Here is a 15,850-nt window from a genome sequence, read left to right as displayed (position 1 = left end):
AGGATGGCCCAGCAGCGATCTCGATGCACTCATGCCCTGGAATTACACGCGCTGAACGGTCTCAGCTTGCCGCTTACGATTCACCTACGATTCTTGGTTTTTGCTTAGTTGCTATTGCAAATCATTCGCATGAAGTTTGAGAATTGACAAGTGCATTTTCCAAGGCGGGCGATGAACCGGGATCTGCTCGGGTCGCACCTGCTCTGATGCCGTTCAGCATCGAAATACAAGAGGAACCCAGCAAGTATCATCGCACTCAACCATATTAGCAGTCGCCTGAGGCTTCACCAGACAACTGCGGAGGGATTGTCGACCCTGAGGTTGATAGAGGTCCTGTGAAAACGCTCTAGGCCACTAATCATGGATCTTGATGGCCGGAATGATCCTCGCCCGACTCTCGTTTCGGCCTCTGCACAACGAACTCGACCTCCACTGCTCCTGCTTTCTCGAACAGGAGCGTCGCCTTGAACTTCTCACCTTCGACGGGCCGATTTATGGGCTTGACCAGCATTATGTGGGTTCCACCCGGTTGAAGCGCCAAGGTAGCACCGGGGGCAATTTCGAGGCCTTGCTTCGCCGGACGCATTTTCGCTACCCCTTCCACCAGGGAGGACTCGTGGATTTCCAGTCTCTCGGCGATGTTAGTCGTGCCACCGACAAGACGGTCGGACTCCTGTCCGGTATTGACGATCGTCACATAGCCACCCAGCACCGGAGCGACCGGAGGAGCCAGTGCCGACCAAGGATGCCTAAGTTCCAGCTTTCCTGCCTTGAAGTCATGTGCAAACGCCGTTCCAGCCAGCAGACATGCAAAGATTGTCGCGGCGACGCGGATTGTCGAATTCGATCTCTTGTTCATTGCTTCCTCCTTCTTACTGCGACACCGTCTGACCGTCTTGGTACTGGAAAAGCTCCTTTGGATTCCAGACAGCGAGGACCCCGACCAGACTGAATACGACCGAGGTCGCTACCATCAGCAGGATCCCTCCAAATACAATTTTCCTGATCATTTTACTGCCTTCAACGTATGGGGCGCAGGAGGCGCAATGCGTTTATCGTAACAAGCACAGTTGCACCCGTATCTGCCAGGATGGCGGGCCAGAGGCCAGTGATTCCCATAATGGTGGTGACGAGAAACACAGCCTTGAGGCCGAGCGCGATGGTGATGTTCTGAAAAATGTTTCGCATCGTACGCTTCGAAAGATCGACCATGAGAGCGACATCCCCGACTCTGCCGTGGAGTACCGCGGCATCGGCGGTCTCCAGCGCGACGTCCGTGCCGCCACCCATGGCGATGCCTATATCTGCCGCAGCGAGAGCGGGAGCATCGTTGATGCCATCCCCGATCTTGCCGACCACGTAACCTTCCTGTTTGAGTTCGCCAACAATACGCTGCTTGTCCTCAGGCATCAGTTCTGCACGAACTTCAATGCCAAGCTGAGCGCCAATGGCTGATGCCGTGCGAGCGTTGTCGCCCGTAAGCATGATTGCTTTGATCCCGAGATCGGTCAGTGCCTTAAGGCCCTCGATCGCGTCCGCTCGGGGTTCGTCGCGCATGGCGATGGCACCTGCAAGTACATTGCCGATTACCAAAACGGATACAGTCTTGCCATCCTCGTTCAGAGAGGTAATCTGCAGCGAATGCGCCATCGGAATCGTCACACGCTCGGCAGCAGCCTTCGGAGATCCGAGGAAGACTTCCACGCCGTCGATGACCGCGGTAACGCCTTTGCCGCCGAGTGCCTTGGCATCGGTCGAAGCTGGAGCATCGAGCCCATCTTCATCCGCCCTGGCGAGGATCGCGACCGCCAGCGGATGGCTTGATCCGGTTTCAAGTGCCGCAGCATAACGGAGTACCTCGGGACTACTGCGGCCGAAAGGAATAACGTCCGTCACCTTGGGCTTTCCTTCGGTCAACGTCCCCGTCTTGTCGAACGCGACTGCAGTCACCCTGCCGACCCCTTCGAGAACTGCGCCGCCCTTCATGAGAAGGCCGCGCCGTGCGCCCGCCGACAGTGAAGCGGCAATGGCAGCAGGTGTCGAAATGACGAGGGCGCAAGGGCAGCCGATCAAAAGGATCGCAAGCCCCTTGTAAATCCATTCACTCCATTCGCCGCCAACAAGTAAAGGTGGGATGATGGAAACCAACGCGGCAACGACAACCACGCCCGGTGTATAGTATCTCGAAAAGCGATCGATGAACCGCTCTGTCGGAGCCTTCGATTCCTGGGCTTCCTCGACCAGGCGGACGACGCGAGCAATGGTGTTGTCTTCGGCTGCAGCGGTGACACGAACGCGCAGTGCCGCGTCGCCGTTGACGGTACCTGCGAATACGTTATCACCGATCACCTTGCGGACCGGTACGCTTTCACCCGTCACGGGTGCCTCATCGACAGAACTTTCACCTGACATTATCACGCCATCGGCCGAAATCCTGTCACCGGGGCGAACAAGTATAATTGAACCGACAGCAAGCACCTCTGCCGGAACCTCGCGGGTCTTCCCACCCTCTTCCAGCAAAGCCGTCTTGGGCACGAGGTTTGTCAGAGACTTGATACTGTCGCGAGCCTTGCCAGCCGCAACGCCCTCGAGGAGCTCACCAACAAGGAATAGAAAGACAACGGCCGCCGCCTCTTCGGTAGCGTTAATAATCAATGCGCCGACAGCGGCGATCGTCATCAGCATCTCAATGGAGAAGGGAGTGCCTGCCCTCGCAGCCATAAAAGCACGACGGGCGATGGGTATCAGGCCAACCAACATGGCGATGATGAAGGCGTAAGTATCTATGGCCGGAACCAGATTGCCGATAGCATATGCGGCAGTCAGAGATCCGCCTGCGATTATCGTCAGGCGCCCCTTGCGGCTACTCCACCACGGCCCTTCGCTTGGCCTATGATCATGACCGTGAAGACCCTCCAACTCAACGTCCGCTGACGCCTGTCCGTTGGTATGGCCAGCATTGTCTTGCGATCCTGAATAAGTAGCGGGGGACCGCTTCGCGGTAGGAATGATCGGTGCGACCGGGTATCCAAGGCCAGAAACTTGCTTCTCAATAGCTTTGAGATCAGCGAACGCGTGCTTGACCGTCATCGTCCCCGAGGTCACCGAGACACTAACATCTTCAACACCCGGAATGCGACGGACGGCAGTGTCGATCTTGCTTGCACATGAAGCACAATCCATTCCACCAACGTGGAAACGGGCCTGACCATCCGGGATCGGCCTCTGGCTTGATTGAGAGGTTGCAGAGTGATCGTGCCCACCGTTGTTCTCATGGGTATGGTCGTGGGAGTGCGTCTCGTTGCCATGCTTGTTCATGCAAGCAAAGCCATGCTCGTGGGGAGTCGTACCATGATCGTGCGCCTGCGCGTGCTCATCAGGTGAATGATCATGATCGTGGGAACAGCCTGGCCCATGGACGTGTTCTATAGCAGATGGCACCGCTTTAGACTTGGCGGGAATAAGCTTCGTCGGATATCCAAAGCCGGTGACCTTTTTTCCCATAGCCTCGACATCGATTGTGTCGTCATGCTCGACTGTCATGGTCCCGGCGGAGACGGAAATCGAAACATCTTGAACGCCAGGCATGCGCCTGATCGCCGTATCGATTTTGGTTGCACACGAAGCGCAGTCCATGCCCTCGATCCGGAATCTCGTCTGAAGTGGCTCAACCATATCATGTATCCCCATATTGATACGGCAAGCTTTACGACCTCTAGCCACTAGAGACGCAATGGGAAATTTTTGCTCTTTTGCATTTCGGTGAAAACTGCTGCATTTCGCGATCCGTAACGAGTTCTCGGAGGCGAACAGATTATTGCATACTCGCTTTGATTTATTCTTAAAGCTAATGTGTTAAACTTACCGTCTCGGCACTTTATGCTCAATGTGGTGAAATGAATGAATTCTGTCCGAAATGGTAAGCTTGGAAAAAGTCTGCTTGTTATTTCCATTGGCAGTTCGAGCGGCGTTCTTTCTGCATTGATATTCGGGAGTAGCCTCTGGCTATTCGATATTGTTTTCCTGTTCTGGCCCTACGTCACTCTATCCGCTTTTTGCCTGCTGCTCGCGACGTTCCTTCTTGGGGAGCGACCGGCGCGGCTTTTGTCTTCCCTTGCATTTCTGGCCAGTCTTATGCCGTTCTTTATGCAGCCTCAGGCACCGCAGGGTGCTGCGGAAAGGAATTTACGCGTTATCTCAGCCAACCTGCTGATGCACAATGATGCGGAACCTGGGGATTTTCTGCGGTTTCTGACGGAGCAACAGCCAGATGTCCTCTTTCTTCAAGAGACTGAAGACCGCTGGCAGAAAGCAATCGCGGCTAGCGGCCTGTTTGGCTATCAAAGCAGTTCTAACCTGCCAGCGCGCGACGATATGAAAGTCTTTTCGCGTCTTCCTATTCTCTCAGAGGTCAGGCTTTCGTCCGCGCAGGCGTATGAGCGATATCCGATGCGCCTCGTTCTGGGGACGGAAGATGATCCGCTGATTCTTTATGCACTACATCCCGATACACCGCGTTCGCCAGCCCGCTGGAAACGCCGAAACGCTTATCTCGACGGATTGGCGGATGCTGTTCTGTCTGAAAAAGAGGGCGCGAAGCTCATTGTTGCCGGTGACTGGAACACACCGCCGTGGTCACCCTACTTTGCGAGATTTTTTGAGAAAAGCGGATTATTCTTCGCACGTGCAAGCAATGTTCCTGTGATGACACGATTCAGCCGTCGGCTACCGTTTAAATTCGGTTCCATGATTGACCATATCGCGGTTTCGGGTGCTTTAAGACTGGCAAGTTGGCGGGTCGGCCCCGATTTTGGATCCAATCACATTCCGGTTGTTGCGGATCTGTCATTTAATTAAACCCAGGCCGACGTTTGTGATTTTTGCGTCGGTTCAACGCGCCGGGCATATATATGCCCGGTAGAAGCCATAAAATCTGCTGTTAGCTGTCTATTGTTTGACGACGATCCGAGCCTTGTAGGGAACCCTCTCATAGAGGTCGATGACATCCTGATTGATCAGACGGACGCAGCCGGAGGAAACCGATTTGCCGATGGATGACCATTCTTTCGTGCCATGTAGACGATAGAGCGTATCCTGACCGTTCTGGAAAATGTAAAGCGCACGTGCGCCAAGCGGATTGCTTGGTCCCGGCTCCTGTCCGCCGTTCTCGACCGAGTATTTTTCCAGTTCGGGTTGCCGCGCGATCATTTCTGCCGGTGGTTTCCAGCGCGGCCATTTCTGCCGCCACTGGATGATGCCTTCGCCTTGCCAGGCGAAACCGGCGCGGCCGAGACCAACACCATAACGCATGGCCGTGCCACCTGGTTCGACGACATAAAGGAACTTCGATGGCGTATCTACGACGACCGTTCCCGCAGGTTCGCCTGTCGGATCTTCGACGCGCTGACGGTAAAACTTGGGATCGATCTGCTGAAACGGTACGGCTGGCAGCTTGTGGCCGCCATCTTCGAGGCCCGCGTAGCGTGTGATCATTTCGGCTTCGCCTGGCGGGCCGATCGGCCTGCGGGCAATAGCCGGTGTCGGAGCAGGCTGATTTACCGTCGCACATCCCGCCAGCATCGTGGTCAGGGAAGCGGCTCCCAGCAGAAAGCCCCGGCGTTTAAGGTGTTTATCATCGAATAGCATTCAAGTCCCCGTGATTGGCAATTTCATTTATTGAGAGAGGGTTGTTGTTGGCCGCCACGGCAGGCCGCAAACATGTCCAGATCACGCTCGTAAACGCTGGTGGATACATTCATCATGCCGAGAAGACTGGAAAACAGGTTGTCGTGCGAAAATGTGTTTTCGCGTACTTGTTGCTGGCAGCGGGTATCAAGCCCCATCGAGGTTGCGAACTCCGGGCTGAACCAGGTTAGCAGGGGAATGCGTGTCTGTTCGTCGGGCGCTATAAAATAGGGTGTGCCGTGCAAATAGAGGCCATTTTCGCCCAGCGATTCTCCGTGATCAGAGACGTAGAGCATACCTGTCGCCAGCGTATTGGTGCGAGCTTTCAGCCGGTCGATGATGCCGGAAAGAACGAAGTCAGTGTAAAGGATGGCATTGTCATAGGCATTGACGATTTCCTGGTCCTTGCATTTCGCCAGCTCGGTGGTCGTGCACTCGGGCACGAATTTACGGAACGCCTCAGGATACCGCTTGTAATAGGCCGGGCCATGATTGCCCATTTGATGGAAGACGAGGACGCTGTCCTGCTTCACGTTTGAGAGCCACTCATCGATTTTTTCGAAAACGATCGCGTCGTCGCAGGTGCCATCGGCACAGAAGCGTGGATCGTTGGAATTGTAGATATTGACGAAGCGAACCCGGTCCGCAACGCCCTTGCTGCCGGTGTTGTTTTCGATCCACGTCATGTTGATGCCTGCCCGTCTGAGAACATCGACCGCCGTTTCATTCTCTAATCCTCCGGCATGGGTGTAGCCCGAACGTTTCAGATTGGAGAACATGCACGGCAGGGAGACGTCGGTTGCCGTGCCGCAGCTGGCGACATTGGAGTAATAGGTGACGTCCTGTTTTTTCAGAAGCGGATTGGTTTCGCGTTCATAGGAACCGAGAGAGAAATTAGCACCGCGCGCCGTTTCCCCAACGACGATGACAGCAACGCGTGGCTTCCTTAAGCCGTCCACCGGAGTGGTCACGGTTGCATCCTCACCCAGCGGCTTGACGACAATGTTTCTTTCATCTCCTGTCGCCAGAGCCACTTTGGCGATAGAGACGATAGGTGTAACCGGATTGAGAGTTTTCGCCAGTTCACGCTTGGTCCGTATAACGGCTGAATAAGGCTTGTAGTAAAGCGCTCCGCTACCGGCGATGATTGCAATGCAGGAAATCGTGATGCCAACATTCCACAACACGACGCGTTCGGCGGATGGAAATCTGACCCGAACCCACACGATGAGGAGAGAGGGAATAACGGCAACGAGAAGCATGTGCCGGAAGTAACCGGCAGTCAGCAGGTCCCCGGCCTCGGCAGAGGTCGTTTCAAAAACGTTGCGCACCATATCCGTATCGATCAACACGCCGAGATTGTCGATGAACCAGGACGCGCCTCCAGCCAGCACGACAAGCAACACGAGGACTGGCTTGAAGAGATATTTGACAGCTGAAAGAATCGTCAGTTTAAAAAACAGCGCAACTATGACGAGATTGAGCGCCAAGAATGCGCCCATCTCGTCCGCCAGATAACGCCCGGCCTTTTCCCAGAATGTCGCGTTTGAAAACGCCCAGAAATATAAGGCTGCCAAAAGTGCGAGCAGACGGTAGTCTAGCGACGGGCGATAAGTTTTAAAGAACCTCAATCTGGCTCCCTTGCCGCAACGTCACGAGATGAGGTGCGTTGCATTGAATTTAAGAGTTAAGATTTAATTTCCCGCGGACTGTACAGGTCTCCAAGACGTCGAGGTCTCATGGGGATCGGCTAGCGCCGCATCCGGCCGGCTTACGGGATACTTGATGCCCGATACCGCCTCCGCCATCTTTGTCGCTCCCTGTTTCTTCAACAGTGAGCGGAAGCTCGGATGCATACCGCCATCGACATAGGCGAGGGCCGCGACGGAGGAAGAGGCCGACAAGGCCGTTTCGGCTTTCTGGCGCTCGGTATCGAGTTGCGCAACGAGACTTGCTGCATTCTGGGACACGCCTGCCGGGCAGGCGGCGAGAGGATCTCTGGGTTCCCCGCCCGTGAACTCGGTGTTGAACACGTAACGCCGGTCGCAGACGGAAACTTTCGGCTGACGGCGCGTCATCGCGAAGATATCGTACCCTTCCTTTAAGGTCCGCCAGAAGGGTATGTTCGGATCGTCGCGATGACGCGCCATGTTCTCGGCCGTCATCCGGAACGGATAGGCCTGAACCTGAAAGCGGTCCTGTCCGCTTCGCAAAGCCTCCTGCACGATCGCATAGATCTCTCCAACGCCCTGATCCGTCATGGCGTAGCAGCCGGAAGACGAGCACGCGCCATGCACCATCAGCGCATCGCCGGTATAGCCAAGCGCCGATTCCAGACGGTTCGGATAGCCGAGATTGAAAGAGACATAATATTGCGACTTAGGATTCAGCATGCCAGCGGAGACATGGTAGAAACCTTCCGGCGCCTGCCGGTCTCCGTCGCTTTTCTTGGGGCCGAGTTTGCCGGACCAGCGGCACATCGGGTAGGTCTTCAGGAGCGCATAATTGCCTGTGCGGTCGATCTTCCAGACCTCCAGCTCACTTTCCTTCTTGAAAATGCGAACCAGCACAGGGCTTGCGGGCGTCATGCCCTTTTTCGACATGTCCGCGATGACCGCGCCTGACAATTTCGGCGGCTCTGAGGAAAGCTCGGAGAGGCCCATGTCCATCGCAACACAACCCGACATGAGCATGCCGGCGAGAGCGAGCGCCGCCAGCCGCGGAAGGCGGCAGACAGCGTCGTAGCGGCGAAGACAGACACGGCTGAATTTCGATGTAGGCATGAGTGTGGCTTATTCCGCGTTCTGGCCGTCGTGATTGTGACCGTCGTCACTTGCCGCCGGCAATGCGACGTCTGGTACCAGCTTTTCCACCTTGGCGCTGGACCGCAAGCCCGTGACGATCCGGCGAATTTCTGCCGTCTCTAGAGATTGACGGATTTGCGGCGCAACGGTTTCGAACGAAGGGGGAGGTGTGTTTCTCATTTCGTCCAGACGCACAACATGGAAGCCGAACGCTGTCTCGACCGGCGTTTTTGCGAAATCGCCCGGCTTAAGCCCATCAAGTGCTGTGTTGATTTCCGCTGGTAGTGCCTGGCGGGGACGAAAACCCAGGTCGCCACCCTTGCCGCCGGTGACCGTATCGGTCGAGCGGCTGGCGGCCAATGTTTCGAAGCTCTCGCCTGCGGTCAGCGCCGCGATGACGGCGGTCGCGTCCTCGCGGCTTTTCAGCAGGATATGGCTGAGTTTGATTTCCTCTGAGGGCGGAATTGCCGCAACCTGCTGATCGTAGATCTTGCGTATCGCTGCATCGGTGACGGCCTTGTTGAGCTGCTGCGACAGATAGGTCGAACGCAGTGCCTGTTCGGACAGAAAGTTCAGCTGCCGTTGATATTCCGGGTCTTTTTCTATCCCTGCTTTGCGCGCAGCCTCAGCAAGTAGCTTGATGTCGACCAGCGCATCGACCACGGCAGAGGTGCGGGCTTCGGGGGATATGTTGGGAGCCGGGTCACCGAAGAGGGGTGCGGCGAAGGCGACGTCCGATTGGGTGATTTCGGCGCCATTTACACGCGCCGCCACATCTTTTGCCGTATCCTGTGAAAAAGCGGTGGTGGCACAAAGAAGCGCGATAGTGGTGATGATGAATGCGTGACGCGGATGGCGGATCATTTCCCGGCCTCTTTGAGAAGTGGCTCGACGATCGAACGGAATTCATCGGCCGGAATGACGCCTTCATACTTCTTCCCGTTGATGAAGAAAGTGGGTGTGGAAGTGACGCCAAGCTCTCGGCCCGTCGCTGCGATCTTATTGACGTTGTCCAGCAAGGCCTGATCGGCAAGACAGGCCTCAAGCTGTTTTTCGTCAAGGCCGGACATGGAGAGCGCGGACAAGAAACCCTGCTTGCCGTCGGACGCACGCGCCCATGTCGACTGGTTGCGGAACATCAGGTCGACTGTCGCGTACCATTTGTCATCCCCCATGCAGCGAGCCAACATGAAGGCTGCCGTCGAGCGCGGGTCGAATGGAAACTCGCGAATGATGAAGCGTACCTTGCCAGTATCGACGAACTCTTTCTTGAGCGTCGGCCAGATGTTAATGTGAAAGTTAGCGCAATGCCCGCAGGTCATCGAGGCATATTCAATGACCGTCACCGGCGCATCTGCTGCTCCGAATATACGCTCGGAAAGCGGACCGGGATCCATCAGTCCAACCGGTGCGCTCTGCGCCTCAGCCTTGCGGTTGTAAAATAGAGGCATGGTGATTGCCGTAACCGTTGCCCCGATCATCATCTGTCTGCGCTGCATGTGCTCTCCCGACTGCAAATCGCGCGCAAGATAAAACCTCTAGTAGCTTGAGCTGCAAGAGGCGCAATGCAGATTTTGAGCGACAGCGGTATCACATTCCGCTGATCGCCATAGTCATGGCCTGAATTTCAGGTATTTGATCCCTCTGCTTTCACGAGCGAGCCAGGTGGATCGACCTGAACCGTGACGTGATCGATCGCGTAGCGCTCTTTCAGCCAGCCTGCCACCAGCTGGGGAAGCGATAGCGGATCGGTATTTTCAGCGGGAGTGACGTGGATCGTCGCCACAATGGTATCGTCCGTCAGCGTCCAGGCGTGAAAATGTCCAGCTTCGGATATCTCGGTCAGCGCAGCCAGACCGGTTTCGACACTTCCGGCCTCGATGCCGCGGGGAACGGCCTGCATCAGAACAGTGATCGAATCCGTCACCAGACCCCATGCCGAGCGGACGACGAGAACGGCAACGAGAACTGAGAGCAAGGGATCGAGGATGGTCCAGCCGGTCAGCATGATGCCGACCGCTGCTGCAATTGCACCTACAGATCCAAGCAGGTCGCCGATGACGTGGAGGAATGCGCCGCGCAGATTTGCGTCGCCCTTGTTGCCGGACCATAGCACCCAAGCGCCTGCAAGATTGACGAGCAGCCCAATGACGGCAACGATCAGCATCGGTCCTGCCGTGACGTCGACCGGCTGGTTGATGCGGTTTATGGCCTCCCAGGCTATCCAAAGGACCAGAAGCAGAAGGGTCGCACCGTTCGCTAGCGCGGCCAGCACGCGCACGCGGTGATAGCCATAAGTGCGCGTGGCATCGGCTGGCCGTCGCGCCATGCGGTATGCGATCAAGGCCAGCAGCAGGGCTGCAGCGTCAGACAGCATGTGCCCGGAATCGGCGATCAGCGCGAGTGAACCAGACAGCCAGCCACCCGCTGCCTGAATGGCTGCGTAAGAGGCGGTGAAAATGAAAACAAAGCGGATACGCCGTTCATTGTCATGTGTCACGACCTGTGCGTGGTCATGCTCTTGGTCATCACCCGGCTCATGCCAGTGTTCGTTGGCTACGCTCATGGTTGTTCCATCCGTTGCGTTCAGTGGCTCGGAACGTAGGGTGCTGCTACCCTGTTCGCAATGGCGGCTCGGCAACAGCGAAGATAATCGGGCCTGTCGCAAATTTTCATGGTTCACCGGCTGTCGACCATGAATGGAGAAATTCCGCTCCCAGTTTAGCGGAGCGTATAAAGCATTCCGCTCTTGGCAACCCGACTTTCTACCCAAGGATCTCATGCAGCTTAGCGTTACAGGTGAAAGAGCTGTCACGCGCGCCCAGAAAAGGTAGAGAAGCTCCTGAGGGGAATCGAACAGCCGTTCACCTGCATGATGACTTTGGTGGAGTTCATTAGACTGGCAGCAATTTATTTCTGCAATAGCAGCGAGTGCCGGGCATGCCAGCGTTCACCCGCAGCCTTGAACGCTACGGCTGTTTTCCACGCATTTCAACTTAAGTCCTGCACAAGCTATCCCTTGTAAACACCTTATAAGCGACGAATGTTGCAAGCAAAATGGAGGGACGGCCACTACGACCGCAACGCGCTTGTCCGAAGGATTTGCCATAAGTTGACGGCTAGCCTGCTTTGTGGCTTACAATAATGAGAATTCTTGGGGGTGTATCGGCGGCAATCCGCGATACATAATGGTCATGGCATCAGCACAGCAGCTCATAGGTCTCGTAAAGAGCCACGCAGAGGGGGATTCCGATCGCTTCTTTGATCTCGCTATGCAGCTGTCGGCTGCAGAGGAGCAAAAGGGGCATAAGCGCCTCGCCGAGACATTGCGTCAATGGGCCAATGCGGGCCAAACACCATCGCAATCTACCCCTCGTACGCCGAAACTAACACCAATTGCCGCTCCCCGCGGGGATCTCGGTCAGTTTCTATTCGCCTCCTATCCCGGTGAACGGTTGAATAGCGTCATCCTGCCACTTTTTATCGAAGAAGAGCTGGCCCACATCGTGTTTGAGACACGGATGCGAGAGAAACTGGAGGAAAAGGGGCTCAAGCCACGTCGGCGTGTTCTACTGTCCGGGCCTCCCGGGACTGGCAAGACCATGAGTGCACACGCACTTGCGGGCGAACTCCAATTCCCGCTTTTCTCCGTGATGCTGCATGGCTTAATCACCAAGTTCATGGGTGAAACGGCCCAAAAGCTGAAACTCGTGTTCGATGCCATCAAGTCAACTCGGGGGGTGTATCTGTTCGACGAGATCGACGCTCTCGCGGCGACGAGAGGCGACGGAAACGACGTAGGCGAGGCGAGGCGCGTCTTGAATTCGTTCCTCCAATTCCTCGATGAAGACACAGGACCTTCGATCGTGATTGCGACGACCAATCTAGCCGAAATTCTTGACCGCGCAGTTCTGCGCCGCTTCGATCTCGTTCTCTCGTATGAACTGCCTGATCCAGCAGCGATCCGTCAAGCTTTGGAGCGACGGCTGATCGGCTTTTCGCTTGCCCGCTTGTCGTGGAGCAAGGTCACTGATTGTGCCGTTGGCCTATCGACCGCCGATGTCGTCGCTGCCGGCGAGGATGCCGCACGGCGCGCAGTTCTCGGCGATAGAAACAGCATAACAACACTTGATCTGCTGAATTCGCTGGAGCGCCGTCGCTCCCTACAGGGACTGGGAAGAGGCGATAATGCCACGAAATCTACCGCACTTTCTTCTAAAAGACCTCGGAACGGCGCATCCGTTTCGAGCCAAGGGCGGGGGCGGCGGCAAGACGCCAAGTGATGTCCTTGATCGCGCTGGTCATGCTCAGGCTCTTTTGCAAGCCATTGACCAACTTCCTTCGTTAAGTGCTAACGATCTTCCTGGCATTTATCTAGAGGTCAAGGGACGGCCGAACGAGCCTCTGGCCAAAGAGAGTCTGGGATCAAGCGGCATCGAGCTGTTGCGGAGCGATGCCGGGGTCAATGGAACAGGAAGCATCGAGACAGCAACGGTATTTGCAACTGCAAAGGGTGTAGAGAATCTTCGCAAAAAGATAGAGCAGTTCGAGACAGAGAACACGCCTGATCGTGAGAAAGACGGCGAGATCATTCCCGGTCGGCCCAAGAACGCCAATCTTATCCAGAGCATTGCCGCCATCACAGAGGCCGGCCTACGTGCGCTGTGGCGCGGGCCACAAGAGAAATTCCCTGCTGACAATGGTGCTGTGCATTGGGAAATCTGGCTTGATCCGGACCAAGCCGAAGCCTTCGTCGCAGCAGCTGTAGCCTATCAGATTCAGATCGGACCGGATCGCCTCAATTTCCCGGAAGATATCGTTGTTATTGGGCAGGCGACCCGTGACCATGTTGCGCTTGCGGTCAGAAGACTTGGTGGAGTTCGTGCGCTGGCATCGCCAGCTGTAACCGCCGATCTGTTCGACGCGATGGATGTGCAAGAACAAGCTTCCTGGGTTCGGGAGCTTGGAGAGCGCGCGGTATACGCTGGCACTGCGGATGGTGGCTATGTGACTTTGCTTGATACTGGCGTCAGCCGCGCCCATCCACTGATCGCACCAGCCTTGACGGCAGAAGATCGACACGCCGCTGAACCTGCCTGGGGGCTCGACGATTTAAAAGGTCATGGGACACAGCTTGCCGGTCTGGCACTATTTGGAGATCTGACATCCCCCCTGCAGTCAACGCTGCCGGTCACCATCTCGCATCGCCTGGAGTCGGTGAAACTACTGCCAGACGCCGGGGCTAATCCGTATCACCTGCTTGGTGTCAAAACGCGCCTCGCGATTAATGGCGTCGAACAGATAGTTCGCAGGCGCACCTTCACAATGGCCGTAACAACAGATGAGGATACGCCTCATGATGGTGCGCCCACGTCATGGTCGACCGAGATCGACCAACTTGCAGCCGGGGTATCGGGCAATCGTTCCGACCACCGCCTGATTTTGGTATCAGCAGGCAATACCGACAATTTTACATTCACGGCGGAACACTATCTTGCCACTTGCGACCATGCCGATAATGAATTGGAGTCGCCTGCACAGGCTTGGAATGCGATTAGCGTGGGCGCCTTTACGGAAAAGACGATGCTGCCGCCTGCGGAAGGCCTCACCATCGTTGCGCCCCATGGCGACCTCTCGCCCAGCTCCAGAACAGCATCTTGGTCTTCAACCTGGCCACTCAAACCCGACGTCGTTCTCGAAGGTGGTAATTGGGCTTCCGCCGCTACCCCTCCGCCTATGCGTCATGGCTGGCTTTCCCTGCTCACAACGCACCATGCCTATCCACAACGTTCGTTTAGTTTCACCTATGATACGAGCGCGGCGACGGCAATCGCCGCAAAGCAGATCACTGAGCTTTGGTCTGATTACCCGCTGCTGTGGCCCGAAAGCATTCGCGCGCTCTACGTTGCATCCGCTCGTTGGACACAGCAGATGCGATCGCATCTTCCCACCAATCCTAACAAGGGAAACTACGCTAGGCTCTTCCAACGCTATGGTTATGGCGTTCCAGATCTGGAACGCGCGCGCCGCAGTGCATCAAACGCCCTCACACTGATCGTCCAGGACGTTATCACGCCCTACGGTATATCTGCGGAAACGGGTGGGGATGTCCACAAGGAGATGCGCCTCTTCACCTTGCCATGGCCCGTTGAAGAACTGCGCAAGCTCGGTAATACGAATGTGACGCTCAGGGTCGCCCTCAGCTCTTTCGTAGCACCAAATCCTGCCGAGGCTTCCCGCGGCTCGCGATATCGATACGCCTCGCATAACCTGAGGTTCAAGTTGAACCGAGCCGGTGAAAACGCGCAGCAATTTATGGCTCGCATCAGCAAGGCTGCTGATCCTGCTGGTCCACAGGTCGAGGAAGACGATCTTTGGGAGTACGGTAGCGACCGGCGCGACGTTGGCTCCATCCATATCGATCAATTGACATGTAGGGCATCCGATCTTGCCCGTCGCAATCTCTTAGCAGTTCATCCCGTTGCCGGGTGGTGGAAGTCAAAAGCAATCCTGAAAAATGGCGAGCCTGAGGTACGTTTTGCACTTGTTGTTGAAATCGATACCCAGGGAATCGAAGCCGAGCTTTATGCCGAAGTGGCAATGAGCGTGGCCGCAATAAACGCGACTCAAGTGATTTCAATTTGATCTGTCTGAGGCTCTTCTTCGGTCATCGGGCATAATCTCGCATCAGGCGTCCAGTGTTCGCGTATGCATTTTCTACATTCACATTGTTCAAATTCATTCTGGCTGAGCCCTTTGATTGTTTCGTCACACAATTCCCCAAGCCCGAAACCTCCCCCTCCCCGTCATCTCCCGCAAGCCGAGCTCCGCAACAATCCGCCGCGCCGCCTGCGGCGTGACCCCGAGGGTCTTGGTGACGGTCCCGGCATGAACGAGCGGCGTCGCCATGACGAGATCGATGAGCTCTGGCAGTTTTGAAGACGTTCGCCTTCCCGACAATTTGCGCTCCATCATCTTTCGCGCGAGCGCCAGCCGGTCGTGCTCCTTCAAGCCAATCTCGGCGGCCGCGATCAGCCCGTCGGCAATGGCCAGCAGCCGGACCTCGCGGTTCCGATGCCGGCGCCGGTCGACGGGGATGGTTTTCAGGCCCAGGTTGACGGCGGCGAGATGCGCGCCGGTGGTGACGCCGGCTTGGCGCAGGATCGAGGCAGCAAGGTGCCGGCCGAGCCAGGGCGCGTGTTGCAGTACGTCGAGTGTATTCCAGGCATCGACGGCGAGGATCGCCTGCAGCACCGGCGGCAAATGATCCGCCCGACGCAGCACGGGCGTGTCGCAAATTCTTTTGGTTAACTAGCTGTTGACCACAACGGTGGAAATTCAGCTCCCGATGTAGCGGAGCG

The 15,850-nt window shown here is 56.3% G+C and carries 11 protein-coding genes and 1 pseudogene; 3 read left to right on the top strand and 9 right to left on the bottom strand.

Annotation, left to right across the window (positions count from 1 at the left end; translation table 11 throughout):
- Positions 1-358 precede the first annotated feature (358 nt).
- Complete coding sequence (locus AKG12_RS27975; RefSeq protein WP_003501194.1) at positions 359-859, bottom strand: copper chaperone PCu(A)C; 501 nt, start codon at positions 857-859, stop codon at positions 359-361.
- A 161-nt stretch (positions 860-1,020) separates the two neighbouring features.
- On the bottom strand, positions 1,021-3,675 hold the full coding sequence (locus AKG12_RS27970) for a heavy metal translocating P-type ATPase (protein ID WP_082179101.1): 2,655 nt from the start codon (positions 3,673-3,675) through the stop codon (positions 1,021-1,023).
- Positions 3,676-3,900: 225 nt separating this feature from the next.
- Here AKG12_RS27970 and AKG12_RS27965 point away from each other — a divergent pair, with 225 nt between their 5' ends.
- Entirely contained in the window at positions 3,901-4,857 is a 957-nt protein-coding gene (locus AKG12_RS27965) for an endonuclease/exonuclease/phosphatase family protein (RefSeq protein ID WP_052821322.1), read from the top strand.
- A gap of 90 nt (positions 4,858-4,947) precedes the next feature.
- Here the strand turns inward: AKG12_RS27965 and AKG12_RS27960 are convergent, their stop codons facing one another.
- The 6 genes from AKG12_RS27960 to AKG12_RS27935 form a co-directional block, all read right to left on the bottom strand.
- Positions 4,948-5,646, bottom strand: a complete 699-nt coding sequence (locus AKG12_RS27960) for a L,D-transpeptidase (protein ID WP_052821321.1) — start codon at positions 5,644-5,646, stop codon at positions 4,948-4,950.
- Between the two features lie 23 nt (positions 5,647-5,669).
- Positions 5,670-7,316 carry a phosphoethanolamine transferase gene (locus AKG12_RS27955; RefSeq protein ID WP_052821320.1) on the bottom strand — a complete coding sequence of 549 codons (1,647 nt, stop codon included), beginning with the start codon at positions 7,314-7,316 and terminating at the stop codon, positions 5,670-5,672.
- A 63-nt stretch (positions 7,317-7,379) separates the two neighbouring features.
- Complete coding sequence (locus tag AKG12_RS27950) at positions 7,380-8,378, bottom strand: L,D-transpeptidase family protein (protein WP_427832763.1); 999 nt, start codon at positions 8,376-8,378, stop codon at positions 7,380-7,382.
- Between the two features lie 99 nt (positions 8,379-8,477).
- Entirely contained in the window at positions 8,478-9,353 is an 876-nt protein-coding gene (locus AKG12_RS27945) for a peptidylprolyl isomerase (protein WP_052821319.1), read from the bottom strand.
- Positions 9,350-9,988: a DsbA family protein gene (locus AKG12_RS27940; protein WP_052821318.1), complete on the bottom strand. Its 639-nt coding sequence runs from the start codon at positions 9,986-9,988 to the stop codon at positions 9,350-9,352. The genes AKG12_RS27945 and AKG12_RS27940 overlap by 4 nt, the downstream gene beginning before the upstream one ends.
- Before the next feature lie 128 nt (positions 9,989-10,116).
- Entirely contained in the window at positions 10,117-11,055 is a 939-nt protein-coding gene (locus AKG12_RS27935) for a cation diffusion facilitator family transporter (RefSeq protein ID WP_052821317.1), read from the bottom strand.
- 628 nt (positions 11,056-11,683) lie between these two features.
- Here AKG12_RS27935 and AKG12_RS27930 point away from each other — a divergent pair.
- Both AKG12_RS27930 and AKG12_RS27925 read left to right on the top strand, forming a co-directional pair.
- Entirely contained in the window at positions 11,684-12,772 is a 1,089-nt protein-coding gene (locus tag AKG12_RS27930; RefSeq protein ID WP_052821325.1) for an AAA family ATPase, read from the top strand.
- The gene (locus tag AKG12_RS27925) at positions 12,678-15,134 is read left to right on the top strand and encodes a S8 family peptidase (protein ID WP_082179099.1); all 2,457 of its coding nucleotides are present in this window, start codon (positions 12,678-12,680) and stop codon (positions 15,132-15,134) included. The genes AKG12_RS27930 and AKG12_RS27925 overlap by 95 nt, the downstream gene beginning before the upstream one ends.
- Before the next feature lie 123 nt (positions 15,135-15,257).
- On the opposite strand, the pseudogene AKG12_RS27920 reads toward AKG12_RS27925, so the two are convergent.
- Positions 15,258-15,773: pseudogene (locus tag AKG12_RS27920) on the bottom strand (RHE_PE00001 family protein); the annotation flags it as partial.
- Positions 15,774-15,850 lie beyond the last annotated feature (77 nt).

This window comes from Agrobacterium sp. SUL3 (genome assembly GCF_001263295.1).
GTDB classification, from domain to species: Bacteria; Pseudomonadota; Alphaproteobacteria; order Rhizobiales; family Rhizobiaceae; genus Agrobacterium; species Agrobacterium tomkonis.
The sequence above is the reverse complement of the archived record's forward strand: the minus strand, read 5'-3'. Positions and strand labels throughout refer to the sequence as shown.